This window comes from Nocardioides sp., assembly GCF_047602075.1.
Classification (GTDB): Bacteria; Actinomycetota; Actinomycetes; order Propionibacteriales; family Nocardioidaceae; genus Nocardioides.
On the sequence record NZ_JASGIF010000001.1, the window covers coordinates 974,505 to 987,983 of the forward strand.

Here is a 13,479-nt window from a genome sequence, read left to right on the forward strand (position 1 = left end):
TTGACGCTCGTGACCCCTGCGCCGACCCCGCCGCGAGCCCCTCGCCAGCCGTTCACGCACCGCGAGCACGGGGTCGAGCGACCCGACCCCTACGCCTGGCTGCGCGACGTCGACGACCCGGCGGTCTTGTCCTATCTCTCGGCCGAGCGCGTCTTCTACGACGTCTCCTGCAGCCATCTGAACTCCCTCGTTGCGGATCTGCGGACCGAGATGGTCGGGCGGGTGTCACCAACAGAGGTCTCCCCGAGAACGCGACGTCTGGCTTTTTCCTACTACACGGTGCACCCTGCGGGAAGGGACTACGCCCTCCTGTTACGAGAAAAACTCCGTTCTGGAACAAATTCGCAAGCGATTTCGTCCTCCGACGGGTCGGACGTCGCCGAAAGCCCTGCCGAACCCCTGCCGCCCGAGACGGTGCTGGACGTCAACACGCTGCTCACCGACAGCGGCTACCTCGAGCTCGGGCTGACCTCGGTCAGCGCGGACGAGCGACTGCTGGCCTACTCCGTCGACCACGACGGCGACGAGGTGTTCATCCTGCGCTTCCGCGACCTCGACACCGGAGAGGACCTGCCCGATCGGGTCGACCGGAGCTACTACGGCGCCGCCTGGAGCGCCGACTCGACATGGTTCTTCTACACGGTGCACGACGAGGCCTACCGGCCGTTCCAGGTCTGGCGGCACCGGATCGGGTCCTCACCGCAGGAGGACGTGCTGGTCCTCGACGAGCCCGACGAGCGGTTCGAGGTCGTGGTCCGGTCCACCCGCAGCGGGGATCTGGTCGTGATCTGGTCGGAGAGCAACTCGACCTCCCAGTGCTGGGTCGTCGACGCCCACGATGTCTCTCGCGGGCCGTGGTCGGTGGGCGGTCGGCGCCCGGGGGTTCGCTACCACGCCGAGCACCGGCGTACGCCGCGGGGCGACGACCTGCTGATCGTCACCAACGACGATGCCGTCGAGTTCCGGCTGATGACCGCGCCCGTGCCGGACGGAGCCGACCAGGATGCCTCGGTGTGGGTGGAGGCGCGTCCGGAGGATCCCGCCGACCGGCTGGAGCGGGCCGACGCCTTCGCGGGCGGGGTGGTGCTCTCCCTGCGCACCGGCGGGGAGCACGTGTTGCGGATCCTCCGCCACGACGACCTGGCCGGCCCCGGCATCGACATCGGCACCCGGTTCCCCGGGGGCGAGCCCTACCTGTCCTCGACCCCGCGCTACGACGCGCCCGCCTTCCTCGTCGTCGACGAGGCCTACACCGAGCCGGCGGTCTGGTTCGAGGTCGACCTGCCCACCGGTGCACGCCGCGACGTTCATCGCCGCGAGGCGCCCGGCCACGACCCGACCCAGTATGTGACCGAGCGGCGCACCTTCCCCTCCGCGGACGGGACTCAGGTGCCGGCGACCATCATCCGCCATCGGGACACGCCTCTAGACGGCACCGCGCCGGTGCTGGTCTATGGCTACGGCTCCTATGAAGCGGTGTTCGAGCCCGAGTGGGACCCCGCGCTGCCGTCGTTCCTGGACCGCGGCGCGGTGTTCTGCTTCGCCCACCTGCGCGGCGGTGGAGAAGCTCGGCAGGAAGTGGTACCTCGACGGCAAGCTGGCCCACAAGCAGCACACCTTCGATGACCACATTGCTGTGGCCGATGGTCTCGCCCGCGAAGGGTTGGTCGATCCCGACCGGATCGCCTCACGGGGACTCTCTGCGGGAGGGTTGCTGCAGGGTGCCGTCTTCTCACAATGCCCCGACCGGTGGCGTGCCGTGGTGGCGGAGGTGCCGTTCGTGGACGTCGTCACCACCATGTTCGACGAGACGACGCCGCTGACGGTCACCGAGTGGGAGGAGTGGGGCGACCCGCGCGTCCGCGAGGAGTTCTGTTGGATGCTGGCCTACTCCCCCTACGAGAACCTGCCACCCGCCGGATCGCGGCCCGACCTGCTGGTCACCGGCGCTGTCCACGACGCCCGAGTCATGGTCCGGGAGCCGGCGAAGTGGGTGGCCGCGCTGCGCGCCAGCGACCCGGAGTGGTCGCCGCGCTGCCTGTTCCGCTGCGAGACCGGCGCCGGCGCCCACGTCGGCCCCTCGGGCCGCTTCGGCCACCTCGCCTACGAGGCCGAGGTCTACGCCTGGCTCCTCGACCGCCTGAATCGACCCGCGAATCGATCGGAGAAAGCATGAGCTTGGCTGACGAGGTCCTGGACCTGGCTCGTGGACTGATCAGGATCGACACCACGAACGGCAACGAGACCGAGGCGGCCGAGCACCTCGCGGCGTACCTCACCGACGCGGTCCGTGGCACCGCGGCCGAGGGGCGGCTCGAGGTCGAGCTGGTGGCGCGGGATCCGCGGCGAGCCAACCTGGTGGCGCGGTTGCGTGGTCGTGGCGGCGGAAGTGGCTCGCTGGCGTACGTCGGCCATCTCGACGTGGTGCCGGCGGACCCCCAGGACTGGACGCATCCGCCCTTCGATGCGGTGGTCGACGACACGGGATATCTGTTCGGGCGCGGCGCGGTGGACATGAAGAACGAGGTGGCGGCGAGGGCGGTGGCGTTCGCCGAGCTGGCCCGCTCCGGCTTCCAGCCGCCCGACGACCTGTGGCTGGTCATGGTGGCCGACGAGGAGGACGGGTCGGCCGACGTCGGGATGCGCTGGCTGTTGGAGGCCCGGCCGGAGATCCGACCAGACCTCGCCGTCAACGAGGGCGGTGGACAGCGGCTCGAGCTGACCGACGGAAGGGTCGTGCTGCTGCTCGCGGTCGGCGAGAAGGGCACCCAGCCCGTGCGGATCGCCGCCGTCGGCGAAGCCGGGCACGCCTCGATGCCGACGTTGGGCGACAACGCCGTGCCCCACCTCGGCGAGCTGCTGCGGCGAGTCGGCCAGGGACTGCCGACCATGGAGCCCACCGAGCTGCTCGACGCCACGTTGTCGGTGTTGCTCGACGACCCTGACCCGGACGTGGCGACAGCACTGCAGCAGGCGATCCCCCTGCACCCCACCTTCGTGCACTCGCTGCCGCCGCTGGCCGGCACCACGATGGCGCCGACGCTGTTGCACGGCTCTGCCGCCCGCAACGTGATGCCTGCTCGCGCCTGGATGGAGCTGGACTGCCGCATCCTTCCCGGCACCACCCCCGACCAGGTCGAGCGCGCCGTCCGCGACCGGCTCGGAGACGACGTGCGCTACGAGCTCAGCTTCCCCGAGGCGACGGTGCCGGGCTCGGCGTCGCCACCCCACGGGCGCCTCCCCGACGCCGCCGCGGCCTTCGTCTCCGAGCAGGACCCGGGTGCCGGCCTGCTGCCGGTCCTGTGCACCGGCTTCACCGACTCCAGCTTCCTACGCGCCGCCGGACCGACCGCGGCGTACGGCTTCTCCCCTTTCCGGACCACACCGACCGAGGTCATCGACGCCGGCTACCACAACGCAGACGAGCGCGTCCACGTCGACGACCTGCTCTACTCCGTCGAGTTCCACCTCGACCTCGCCCGGCGGCTGCTCAGCTGACTATTGCGGCGTCAGGTCCGGGAGCAGGCCACGCAAGCGAGCCAGGGCATCGTGGGTCTGCGACTTGACTGTGCCCTCAGAGCAGCGCAGCACCTCGGCGGTCTCGGCGACCGTGAGGTCCTCGTAGAACCGGAGGAACACCACCGCGCGCTGCCTCGGTGACAGTTGCCCCAGCGCCGAGTGCAACGCGACCCGATCGGCCGCGGCCTGGTCCAGCTGCCCCGGCGCAGCGGCCTCGGGCAACCGCTCGGTGCTCACCTCCCGCCAGCGGCGACGACGCCAGCGGGTCACCGACTCTCGGACCAGGACGGTCCTGACGTAGCGTTCGGGATCGCCCGAGATCCGCGGCCACGCGGACACCAGCCGGCTCAGCGCCGTCTGCACCAGATCCTCGGCGTCGGCTCGGTTGCCGACCAGGAGGTACGCCGACCGCACCAGCGCGCCGTAGCGCGCCGCGACGTACTCCTCGAAGTCCTCCCGCTCAGCCACGGCGCCGCCTGAGCAGCCAGACGGCCAGCCCCGACACCATCAGGATGCCGGCGATCCCCCCGGCGACTAGCCGCGGATCCCACGGCCTCGGTGGTTCGACACCCTGGCCGGTCGGCGAGCCAAGCAGGTCGAGCGCCCAGATCCAGTTGAGGCCCTCGCCGAGCCTCGACATCGACACCAGCTGCGTCGACTCGCCTGTGCGTTCATCGGTCGAGAACAGCGCTCCGCTCTCGGAGATGTCCTCATAGCGGCCTTGATTCCGCATGATCGCCACATGCTGGTCGTCGATCCACCCGATGACCGCCCAGGTGCCGCGGCTGTTGGGCACCACATGCCCGGCCTCACAGCACGGCTTCGGCGTGGGTGGGATGTGGTAGACGGTGACCGCATTGGGCATCCGGTCGGGTTGCCGCTGGGAGGCCATGACGGCCAGCCGTCGAGCGTCGAGTGTCAGCGCTCCCATGCTCGTGCTCCCGATGGTGCCGATCGGGGTATAGGGCAGCCGCAACTTTCGATACGTGGGGCCTGAAACGCGCGTCAGGTCCACCAGAGGTGAATGGCGTGACCCGGCCCAGAAGCGACCGGCCCGCGCGGCCGGGTTGGTGTCCAGACTGGAGTGGAGTCCGGTCTCGACCGGAGTCGACTCATCGAGCCGCCACACGAGCGGTGTCGCGTCGGCCGCCGAGGCTTGCTCCATGGGTGGGTCGTCGTATCCTCCGCGCCACTGTCCGAACGACGCCACCAGGGTGCTCGCGTCGGCGAAGAAGACGGTGTTGGGCGACAGGCCGTGATCGGTGGCTACCGGGGAGCGCCGCACCTCACCAGTGGAGGTGTCATACACCGCGATCCCGGTCACCGTGTCGAGGTGTCGGTCGTTGGGAGCTGCCGAGGACCCCCCACGCAGCCAATAGGCCACCTGCCGGCCATCCGGCGAGAGGGCGATGTCGGCGTCGGCCAGGTCCGGCAAGTCCAAGAAGCGGTACTCCCCTGTCGCAGCGCTGACGCCCACGACGCCAGGGCGCGATCCCCACCAGGAGCCACGTGAGGTCGGGTAGGCCGCGATCAGCGGCCCCAGCTCACCGCCCTCATCGGTGCCCGGAAGCCACTTCGACGGCGTGAAGAGTTCGTCCGGTAGGAACGTCTTGCCGGTGGGACTCACCGGGGCGACCTGGCGAGATGCTCGCCAGGACCCGGTGAGCACACCGGCAACGGCCAGCACCGCCACCAAGATCACGGCGATGGTGTCGCGACGTGCTCGCCGCCGGCGGCGTACCTCCCGATCCCAGAGGCCGACCGGCGGCCGCACGTCGGTGAGCTCGTCGGTGAGGTCGACGAGTCGGTCCTTCAGGTCCACGCGTCATCCTCCCGGCCGCAACGTCTCCCGAGCCCGACGCCCGGTCACCCACTCCTACGCCTCCAGCACCCCAGCAGGTTGGGTGGCGGGCTGGCCTACACCCGCACCCTCCCACCGAAGTAGCCCGGCTCCCCGACCGACTGGTCAGCCCGCGAGGAAGCTGAACCGCACCTCGCGCACGTCGTTGTCGACGTTGAGGTCGACCAGGCACAGCGACTGCCAGGTGCCCAGCGTAAGGTGACCAGCCAGCACCGGGATGGTGGCGTACGGCGCGATCAGGGCCGGCATCACGTGGGATCGCCCGTGGCCGCGGGAGCCGTGTCGATGCCGCCATCGGTCGTCAGCAGGCAGCAGCTCCGCCAGCGCGGCGAGCAGGTCTTCGTCGCTGCCGGCTCCCGTCTCGAGGATGGCCAGCCCCGCGGTCGCGTGTGGGACGAACACGTGCAGCAGCCCGTCTCCCCTTCCAGCGACAAACTCCGTCGCATCGCGGGTGATGTCCTCGACCACCTCGTGGCCGCCGGTGCGGTAATGCTGCGTGGTCGAGTCCACGGGAACCGGAGACCGCGGCTCAGCCGCGGCGCAGGTTGCGCAGGACGTACTGCATGATGCCGCCGTTGCGGAAGTAGTTCGCCTCACCGGGGGTGTCGATGCGGACGACCGCGTCGAACTCCTTGCCGTCGGCGGTGACCGTCACGGTCCGGGGGGTGCGCCCCTCGTTGAGCTCGGTGACGCCGGTGATGGCGAAGGTCTCCTCGCCGGTCAGGCCGAGCGACTCGGCGGTCTCCCCGGCAGGGAACTGCAGCGGCAGCACCCCCATCCCGATCAGGTTGGACCGGTGGATCCGCTCGTAGGACTCCGCGATCACCGCCTTCACACCCAGCAGCGCGGTGCCCTTGGCCGCCCAGTCACGCGACGAGCCGGAGCCGTACTCCTTGCCCGCGAGCACGACCAGCGGCACCCCGGCGGCCTGGTAGTTCACCGAGGCGTCGTAGACCGAGCTGACCTCGCCGCCCTGGATGAAGTCACGGGTGAAGCCACCCTCGGTGCCGGGAGCGAGCTGATTGCGCAGCCGGATGTTGGCGAACGTCCCGCGAATCATCACCTCGTGGTTGCCGCGACGGGAGCCGTAGGAGTTGAAGTCGCGCTGCTCGACGCCGTGCTCGGACAGGTAGCGGCCGGCAGGCGAGTCCTTCTTGATCGCGCCAGCCGGGCTGATGTGGTCGGTCGTGACCGAGTCACCCAGCTTGAGCAGCACCCGCGCGCCCACGATGTCGGAGACCGGCTCCGGCTCCTCGGGCATGCCGTCGAAGTACGGCGCCTTGCGGACGTAGGTCGACTCCGCGTCCCACTCGAAGATGTCGCCGGTGGGGGTCGGCAGCGACCGCCAGCGGTCGTCGCCGGCGAACACGTCGGCGTATTCCGCGGCGAAGGTCTCCGCCGAGATCGCGCCGGCGATCACCTCTTCGATCTCGACCGGCGACGGCCAGATGTCACGCAGGAAGACCGGGTTGCCCGCCTCGTCCGTGCCGAGCGGGTCGTCGAACAGGTCGACGTCCATCGACCCGGCGAGCGCGTAGGCGACCACCAGCGGCGGCGAGGCCAGATAGTTCATCTTGATGTCGGGGTTGATCCGCCCCTCGAAGTTGCGGTTGCCGGACAGCACCGCCGCCACGGCCAGATCCGCCTCGTTCACGGCCGCCGAGACCTCCGGGATGAGTGGCCCGGAGTTGCCGATGCAGGTGGTGCAGCCGTAGCCGACCAGGTTGAAGCCCAGCTTGTCGAGGTACGGCGTCAGGCCGGCCCGCTCGTAGTAGTCGGAGACCACCTTCGACCCGGGCGCCAGCGTGGTCTTGACCCAGGGCTTGCGCTGCAGGCCCTTCTCGACCGCCTTCTTGGCCAGCAGCGCGGCGCCGATCATCACCGACGGGTTGGAGGTGTTGGTGCAGGACGTGATCGCCGCAATGGTCACCGCGCCGTGGTCCAGCGTGAACCGGGTGCCGTCCTCCAGCGTCACCGGGACCGGCGACGAGGGCCGACCGCCGTCGCGGGGCGCGGCAGAGAGGTGGTCGGAGGGAGCGGGCGCTCCGTTGGTCGCACCGTGCCAGGCCGGGGCGTCCGAGGCCGGGAAGGACTCCTCGACGCTCTCGTCGTAGCCGACCGACGCTTCGGACTCGGCCCCGACGTAGTCGAGCAGAGAAGCCCGGAAGGAGGCCTTGGCGTCGGTGACCTGGATCCGGTCCTGCGGCCGCTTGGGCCCGGCCAGGGACGGCACCACCGTCGCCAGGTCGAGCTCGAGCCGCTCGGAGTAGCGCGGCTCCACATAGCCCGCTGCGTCCGGGTCGTGCCAGAGCCCCTGCGCCCGGGCGTACGCCTCGACCAGGGCGAGCTGCTCCTCCGAGCGGCCGGTCAGCCGCAGGTAGTTGATGGTCTCTTCGTCGATCGGGAAGACCGCAATGGTGGAGCCGAACTCGGGGCTCATGTTGCCGATGGTGGCCCGGTTGGCCAGCGGCAGCGCGCCCACGCCGTCGCCGTAGAACTCCACGAACTTCCCGACCACACCATGCTGGCGCAGCATCTCGGTGATGGTGAGGACCAGGTCGGTGGCGGTCGAGCCCTCGGGCAGCTCGCCGGAGAGCTTGAAGCCCACCACGCGCGGAATGAGCATGCTGACCGGCTGACCGAGCATGGCGGCCTCCGCCTCGATGCCGCCCACGCCCCAGCCGACCACGCCGATGCCGTTGACCATGGTGGTGTGGCTGTCGGTGCCGACACAGGTGTCCGGATAGGCGACGCCGTCGCGGGTGAAGACCACCCGAGCCAGGTGCTCGATGTTGACCTGGTGCACGATCCCGGTGCCGGGCGGGACGACCTTGAAGTCGTCGAAAGCGCCCTGGCCCCAGCGCAGGAACTGGTAGCGCTCACGGTTGCGTTCGTACTCGATCTCGACGTTGCGCTCGAACGCCTCCGGGGTGCCGAAGACGTCGGCGATCACCGAGTGGTCGATGACCATCTCGGCGGGCGCGAGCGGGTTGATCTTCGACGGATCACCGCCGAGGTCGGCCATCGCCTCGCGCATGGTGGCGAGGTCGACCACGCACGGCACACCGGTGAAGTCCTGCATGATCACCCGGGCCGGGGTGAACTGGATCTCCTTGTCCGGCTCGGCGGTCTCGTCCCAGCCGGCCAGCGCGCGGATGTCGTCGGCCGTGATGTCCGCGCCGTCCTCGGTGCGGAGCAGGTTCTCCAGCAGCACCTTCAAGGAGTAGGGCAAGGACGCGACGTCGAGCCCTTCGCCGGCGACCGCGTCCAGCCGGAAGTAGTCGTAGGCTCTGCTCACCGACCTCGAGGGTGGTCCTGGCGCCGAAACTGTCCTGGATGGTCATCGGGTCCTCCTCGGGTCCGGCAAAGCTCACGCTCCATCTTGCCGTCGGGCACCACACCGGTGGAACCCGGGCCAAACTCTCTTGATATCAAGATACCTGACCTGGAGCGACCGCGCCAAACCGAGGGTGCGCTATCCGGTCGCCGACTCGATGCCGGCCCAGCGTTCGCTGACGCGAGGTTCTCCGACGATGCCGCCCGGTGCGGCCATGGACTTCCTGCTCGGCGCGCCGACCGAGGTTGCCGCGGAGTTGTCCCCCTCGGACGCGCGCCTGCTCAACCTCGAAGTCGGTGAAGACCGGAAGTGCCGCTCTAGACATGCCCCTAATGCGATGACTAACATGTCAGTTGTACGTCAAACCACTACAAAGGATGCACATGAAGGACTACGACATCAGCTCGTTCTTCGAGTTCCTGGGCTACGGCTCCGGGGACCACACCTACGACTGCCCCGACTTGCGTAGCCTGTCGGTCTATTGCCGAGGTCGTCGTGATCAGCTCGAGAAGCTCCTTGAGCCGACGCCGTTCGAGCTCGCCGATGACAGGTTCGTCGTGTCGATCGCCGACTTCGGCAACAACTCGACGACGACCTACTACGACGCGGCGATCATCTTGTCCGTCAAGTACGGCGAGGTCGTGGGTGGCAACTACTACTACGAGTGGGAGGACAAGCACACGACCGTGGCCGCCGGACGCGAACTGTGGGGCTACCCCAAGCACTTCGCGTTGATCGCGCTCGACGAGGAAGACAACGGCGTCTCGGGTCGGGTGACCTTGGAGGGCGAGACGATGTTCGAGGTCGAGGTGCGCTTCGACGAGGCCGTGACCGGGGAGGCCTGGAAGGGCTTCTCGGTGTACCCACACCTCCAGGTTCGCGCGGTCCCTCAGGTCAATGGGCCTGGCTTCGACTCCTTCGACATCATCAGCCGCAACACCGCCAAGGACTTCGAACTCAAGGAGGTCCGGCGCGGGACGGCGATCGTCAAGCTCGGCAACGAGATCGTCGCCGGCGACCAGCAACTCGAGATCCTCGAGACCCTCGGCGCGGAGTTCACGATCGGTGACTTCCACGCCACTCGCGAGAACGGCACGCCGACGATCGTCGCGTCGTTGGCCTGATCCCGGCTCCCACCGCCCTCAGGAGGCGTCATGTCCACACCCACTCATCGGTTCTTCACCCGCCGTCCCGGAACGGCAATCGGCAGTCTGTTCCTTGTTGTCGGCCTCGCTCTCTCCGGATGTTCGGGGTCAGAGTCCTCGAGTTCCTCGGAGTCCGCCGAGGGAGGCAACTTCGGCAAGTGCGAGGTCACCGACTCACCGACCGTGCACGAACTGAAGCCCATCACGGACGGCGTGCTGACCGTGGCGGTACCGCTGCCCTCTCCCGGCGCCTACGACGGTGAGACGCCGGAGACAGTCGACGGCGGCTACCTCTACTGCTTGGCAGCGGAGATCGCCAACCGCGGTGGACTGTCCAAGATCGCGCTGAAGACGACGTCGTTCGAGGCGTTGGTGACGGCCAAGACCCAGGACTTCGACCTCTCCCTATGGGACATCATCGTGACCCCAGAGCGCGAGGAGGTCGTCGACTTCGCGACGCCGTACATGTCGGTGGAGACCGGGGTCGCGATCAAGAGCGGAGAGTCTATCGCCGAGGACGACATGGCGGACGCCAAGATCGGCGTATTGGCCGGCTCCCGGCAGGAGGCGCTCGTCAACGACGAGATCAAGCCGTCGCAGACGCCGAGCACGTTCCAGAACAACGACGACATGTTCAACGCACTCCTGGCGGGCCAGATCGACGTGGCACTCAACGACACGACGACGGTGATGCCGTGGGCCACGAAGTCCGGCGGCAAGATCGACGTCATCGCCCAGTACAAGACCGGCAGCAAGGTCGCGCCCCTGCTCCCGAAGGGTTCGGAGAACACCGAGATCGTCTCGACCATCGTCGACGATATGAAGAGCGACGGCACCTTGGACGACATCCTCGGCAAGTGGCTCAACCCGCTTCTCGGCGGCGACCCCAACGACCTGCCAGTCTGGACGGCTGGGTAGTCGTGAGCGGCGACCTCACCCCCGACCGGGCCGAAAGCGAGCCCGTTGCCCCGACGGGTCTGCTGATCACGGAAGAGGCGAGCCAGGGCTTCGCGCCTGCCCGCCCCCTGCCGACCGACGGCCTGCTGGCCGGTGGCGTGCTGGTGTCGCTGGTGATGGTCGCCCTGGCCGTCGTGGCTGTCCAGGCGTCCGCCGGTCAGTCGGGGATGCGGATCATCCTGGCTCTGATCGGGCTCTGCGGCATCGTGGCAGCGGTGGTCTCGTGTGGCCGCGCGGTCATCGAGCGGAGTCGGTGCAATGCGGAGTGGCGGGCCTGTGCTTGGGTGGCCGCCCGCCACGCCGCAGCCACGTCGAGACATGCCTCGCTCGTGGCCGTCGGGCTAGGCGGCTTCTTCTTGGTTCTGCTCGCGATTGGCGTATTCATCACCACCAACGACGGAGCGGTCCGGTCCACCTTCTTGCAGGGGGAACTGATGAAGGCCAGCGTGGCCGACATCACCAAGGCGCTCAGGATCAACATCCTGATCGCCGTTGGCGCCGAGGTGATGTCGCTGGCGCTGGGGCTGTTGCTCGCACTGGTTCGCCAAATGCGTGGCACGTCCTCTCGGCCGCTGCGATTCCTGGCCGTCACCTACATCGACGTCTTTCGTGGGCTTCCGGCGATCGTGGTCATCTACCTGGTCTGCTTCGGCATCCCTCTCACCGAGATCCCTGTGCTCTCCGAGCAGAGTCCGACGCTTTACGCGATCGTCGCGTTGACGATGACCTATGCGGCCTACCAGGCCGAGCAGTTCCGCGCCGGGATCGAGGCAGTTCACCGCAGCCAACGGTCGGCTGCTCTCTCGCTGGGGCTCACTCCCGCCGCCACGATGCGGATGGTGGTGTTGCCCCAGGTCGTTCGCACGATCGCGGCGCCGATGCTGAGCGTCTTCATCGGTTTACAGAAGGACACCGCACTGGTCTACGTGGTCGGCGTCATGGATGCCTTCACCCAGGCCAAGATCTACTCGGCCAACTACTTCAACCTTTCGTCGGTCACGGTGGTGTGCGTGCTGTTCGTCGTGCTCACAATCCCGCAGACGCGGCTAGTCGACTATCTGGTCTCGCGACAGGACCGCAGACTTGGGAGGGTGATGTGACCACGTTCATCGAGTACCACAAGGTCACCAAGCGGTACGGCGCGCACACCGTCCTGGACGAGGTGACGCTCGAAGTGGACCGCCATGAGGTGATCACCCTGATTGGCGCATCGGGGTCGGGGAAGTCGACCCTCCTTCGCGTCACCAACGGGCTTGAGGAGATTCAGAGCGGTGAGGTTCTGGTCGAGCGCGACCTCGTCTCGGGTGCCGGGGTGAACCTTGTCGATCTGCGGCGCAAGGTCGGGATGGTCTTCCAGAGCTACAACCTCTTCCCCCACATGTCGGTGCTGAAGAACTGTGTCGCGGCCCCCATCTCTACGGGGACTCTCAGTCGAGAGGAGGCTGAGAGCGACGCGCGCGACATGTTGAGCCGCATCGGGCTCCTCCAGAAGTCGGATGCCTACCCGGATCAGCTCTCGGGGGGCCAGCAGCAGCGGGTAGCCATCGCCCGTGCTCTGCTCATGCGACCGCAAGCTCTCCTCCTGGACGAGATTACTTCAGCGCTGGATCCCGAGTTGGTCATGGAGGTCCTCGACATGGTGCGCGAGTTGGCCGCCGAGGGCATGACCATGCTCCTGGCGACCCACGAGATGGGGTTCGCTCGAGAGATCTCCGATCGCATCTGCTTCCTGCACCAGGCCCGGATCGTGGAGTCCGGCCCGCCCGAACAGATCTTCGAGAATCCGCAGGAAGAGGCGACCCGCAGCTTCCTTCGGCGCGTGCTGGAGGCCGGTCGGCTGTGAGGAATAGCGGGCGCGCCCCGGCCGAGGGCCCCACGGCAAGAGCCTCTAAGGTGAGCAACACTCTGCGGGGGCCAGCCAACGACCAAGGGGAGGGGGACCACGCATGGACGGGAGTCGGCGAGGGCGATACTCCACAGGTCGGCCGCTGCTGGTCAACGAGGTGTACGGCCGCCTCCTTCCCAAGCTCGTCCGATTGGAGATCGCCCCGGGCGAACCGCTCAACGAGAAGCGGATCGCCGAAGAGTTCGAGGTCGGCCGTCAGCCCGTGCGTTCAGCCCTCAACCGGCTGGAGACCGACGGACTGGTTACGGTCTATCCGCGGCGGGGCACCTTCGCGACCGAGGTTCGTCTAGAGGATCTGGGTGCGATCACCGAGGTGCGACTCGAAGCTCGAAGGCATGGCCGCGCGGTTGGCGGCGCTGCGGGCGTCTAGAGAACAACGCGAGCAACTACAAAACCTGGCCGAGATGTCCTTCGCCGCGGCCACATTCGGCGCAGAGGTGGACGGTGACGCCACCGTGCACCGGATGGTGTTTGCGATGGTGCGCAACCGGCATCTTCAGAACACACTCGACCACTACTTCAACCTCGGGTTGCGGATGTGGTATCTGGCCCTGGAGCGAATCACGCCTGTCGATCGGGACGAGCATGTGGATCATCGACCGCTGGCCGCAGCCATCAAGGCCGGTGACGGCGACCTCGCCCGGACGCTGCTGCAAGAACACATCGCCCACGACTCCCAGATTGTGCGAGACATCCTCAACCCTGCCTGATCTGGCGTTCACAGCTCGTGCGCGGGGCGCGGGTCGGAGGCGTG

At 68.1% G+C, this 13,479-nt stretch carries 12 protein-coding genes and 1 pseudogene; 9 read left to right on the plus strand and 4 right to left on the minus strand.

What is annotated here, in order from left to right; translation table 11 throughout:
• The first annotated feature begins 9 nt into the window (after positions 1–9).
• From QM714_RS05025 to QM714_RS05035, 3 genes are read left to right on the plus strand one after another with little or no spacing between them, the layout of a single operon-like run.
• Positions 10–1,626, plus strand: coding sequence for a hypothetical protein (locus QM714_RS05025; RefSeq protein ID WP_415098182.1), 1,617 nt, complete (start codon positions 10–12; stop codon positions 1,624–1,626).
• Positions 1,559–2,176, plus strand: a complete 618-nt coding sequence (locus tag QM714_RS05030; RefSeq protein ID WP_415098184.1) for a prolyl oligopeptidase family serine peptidase — start codon at positions 1,559–1,561, stop codon at positions 2,174–2,176. The genes QM714_RS05025 and QM714_RS05030 overlap by 68 nt, the downstream gene beginning before the upstream one ends.
• Positions 2,173–3,498: a M20/M25/M40 family metallo-hydrolase gene (locus QM714_RS05035; protein ID WP_415098186.1), complete on the plus strand. Its 1,326-nt coding sequence runs from the start codon at positions 2,173–2,175 to the stop codon at positions 3,496–3,498. The genes QM714_RS05030 and QM714_RS05035 overlap by 4 nt, the downstream gene beginning before the upstream one ends.
• Here QM714_RS05035 and QM714_RS05040 read toward each other — a convergent pair whose 3' ends face one another.
• From QM714_RS05040 to QM714_RS05055, 4 genes and pseudogenes are all read right to left on the minus strand, one after another.
• Positions 3,499–3,987 (minus strand): SigE family RNA polymerase sigma factor, encoded by a 489-nt coding sequence (locus QM714_RS05040; RefSeq protein ID WP_415098189.1) that lies wholly within the window; start codon positions 3,985–3,987, stop codon positions 3,499–3,501.
• On the minus strand, positions 3,980–5,341 hold the full coding sequence (locus tag QM714_RS05045; protein ID WP_415098191.1) for a hypothetical protein: 1,362 nt from the start codon (positions 5,339–5,341) through the stop codon (positions 3,980–3,982). The genes QM714_RS05040 and QM714_RS05045 overlap by 8 nt, the downstream gene beginning before the upstream one ends.
• Positions 5,342–5,485: 144 nt before the next feature.
• Positions 5,486–5,890 (minus strand): YjbQ family protein, encoded by a 405-nt coding sequence (locus tag QM714_RS05050; protein ID WP_415098193.1) that lies wholly within the window; start codon positions 5,888–5,890, stop codon positions 5,486–5,488.
• A gap of 19 nt (positions 5,891–5,909) precedes the next feature.
• Positions 5,910–8,724, minus strand: a pseudogene (locus tag QM714_RS05055) (aconitate hydratase).
• A 376-nt stretch (positions 8,725–9,100) separates the two neighbouring features.
• On the opposite strand from QM714_RS05055, the gene QM714_RS05060 reads away from it, so the two are divergent.
• The 6 genes from QM714_RS05060 (at position 9,101) to QM714_RS05085 (ending at position 13,435) form a co-directional block, all read left to right on the plus strand.
• Entirely contained in the window at positions 9,101–9,841 is a 741-nt protein-coding gene (locus tag QM714_RS05060) for an acetoacetate decarboxylase family protein (protein ID WP_415098195.1), read from the plus strand.
• Positions 9,842–9,871: 30 nt separating this feature from the next.
• Entirely contained in the window at positions 9,872–10,780 is a 909-nt protein-coding gene (locus tag QM714_RS05065) for an ABC transporter substrate-binding protein (RefSeq protein WP_415098197.1), read from the plus strand.
• Positions 10,781–10,782: 2 nt separating this feature from the next.
• On the plus strand, positions 10,783–11,919 hold the full coding sequence (locus QM714_RS05070) for an amino acid ABC transporter permease (RefSeq protein ID WP_415098199.1): 1,137 nt from the start codon (positions 10,783–10,785) through the stop codon (positions 11,917–11,919).
• Entirely contained in the window at positions 11,916–12,662 is a 747-nt protein-coding gene (locus QM714_RS05075) for an amino acid ABC transporter ATP-binding protein (RefSeq protein ID WP_415098201.1), read from the plus strand. The genes QM714_RS05070 and QM714_RS05075 overlap by 4 nt, the downstream gene beginning before the upstream one ends.
• Before the next feature lie 103 nt (positions 12,663–12,765).
• On the plus strand, positions 12,766–13,095 hold the full coding sequence (locus QM714_RS05080; RefSeq protein ID WP_415098203.1) for a GntR family transcriptional regulator: 330 nt from the start codon (positions 12,766–12,768) through the stop codon (positions 13,093–13,095).
• On the plus strand, positions 13,061–13,435 hold the full coding sequence (locus tag QM714_RS05085; RefSeq protein ID WP_415098205.1) for an FCD domain-containing protein: 375 nt from the start codon (positions 13,061–13,063) through the stop codon (positions 13,433–13,435). The genes QM714_RS05080 and QM714_RS05085 overlap by 35 nt, the downstream gene beginning before the upstream one ends.
• Positions 13,436–13,479 lie beyond the last annotated feature (44 nt).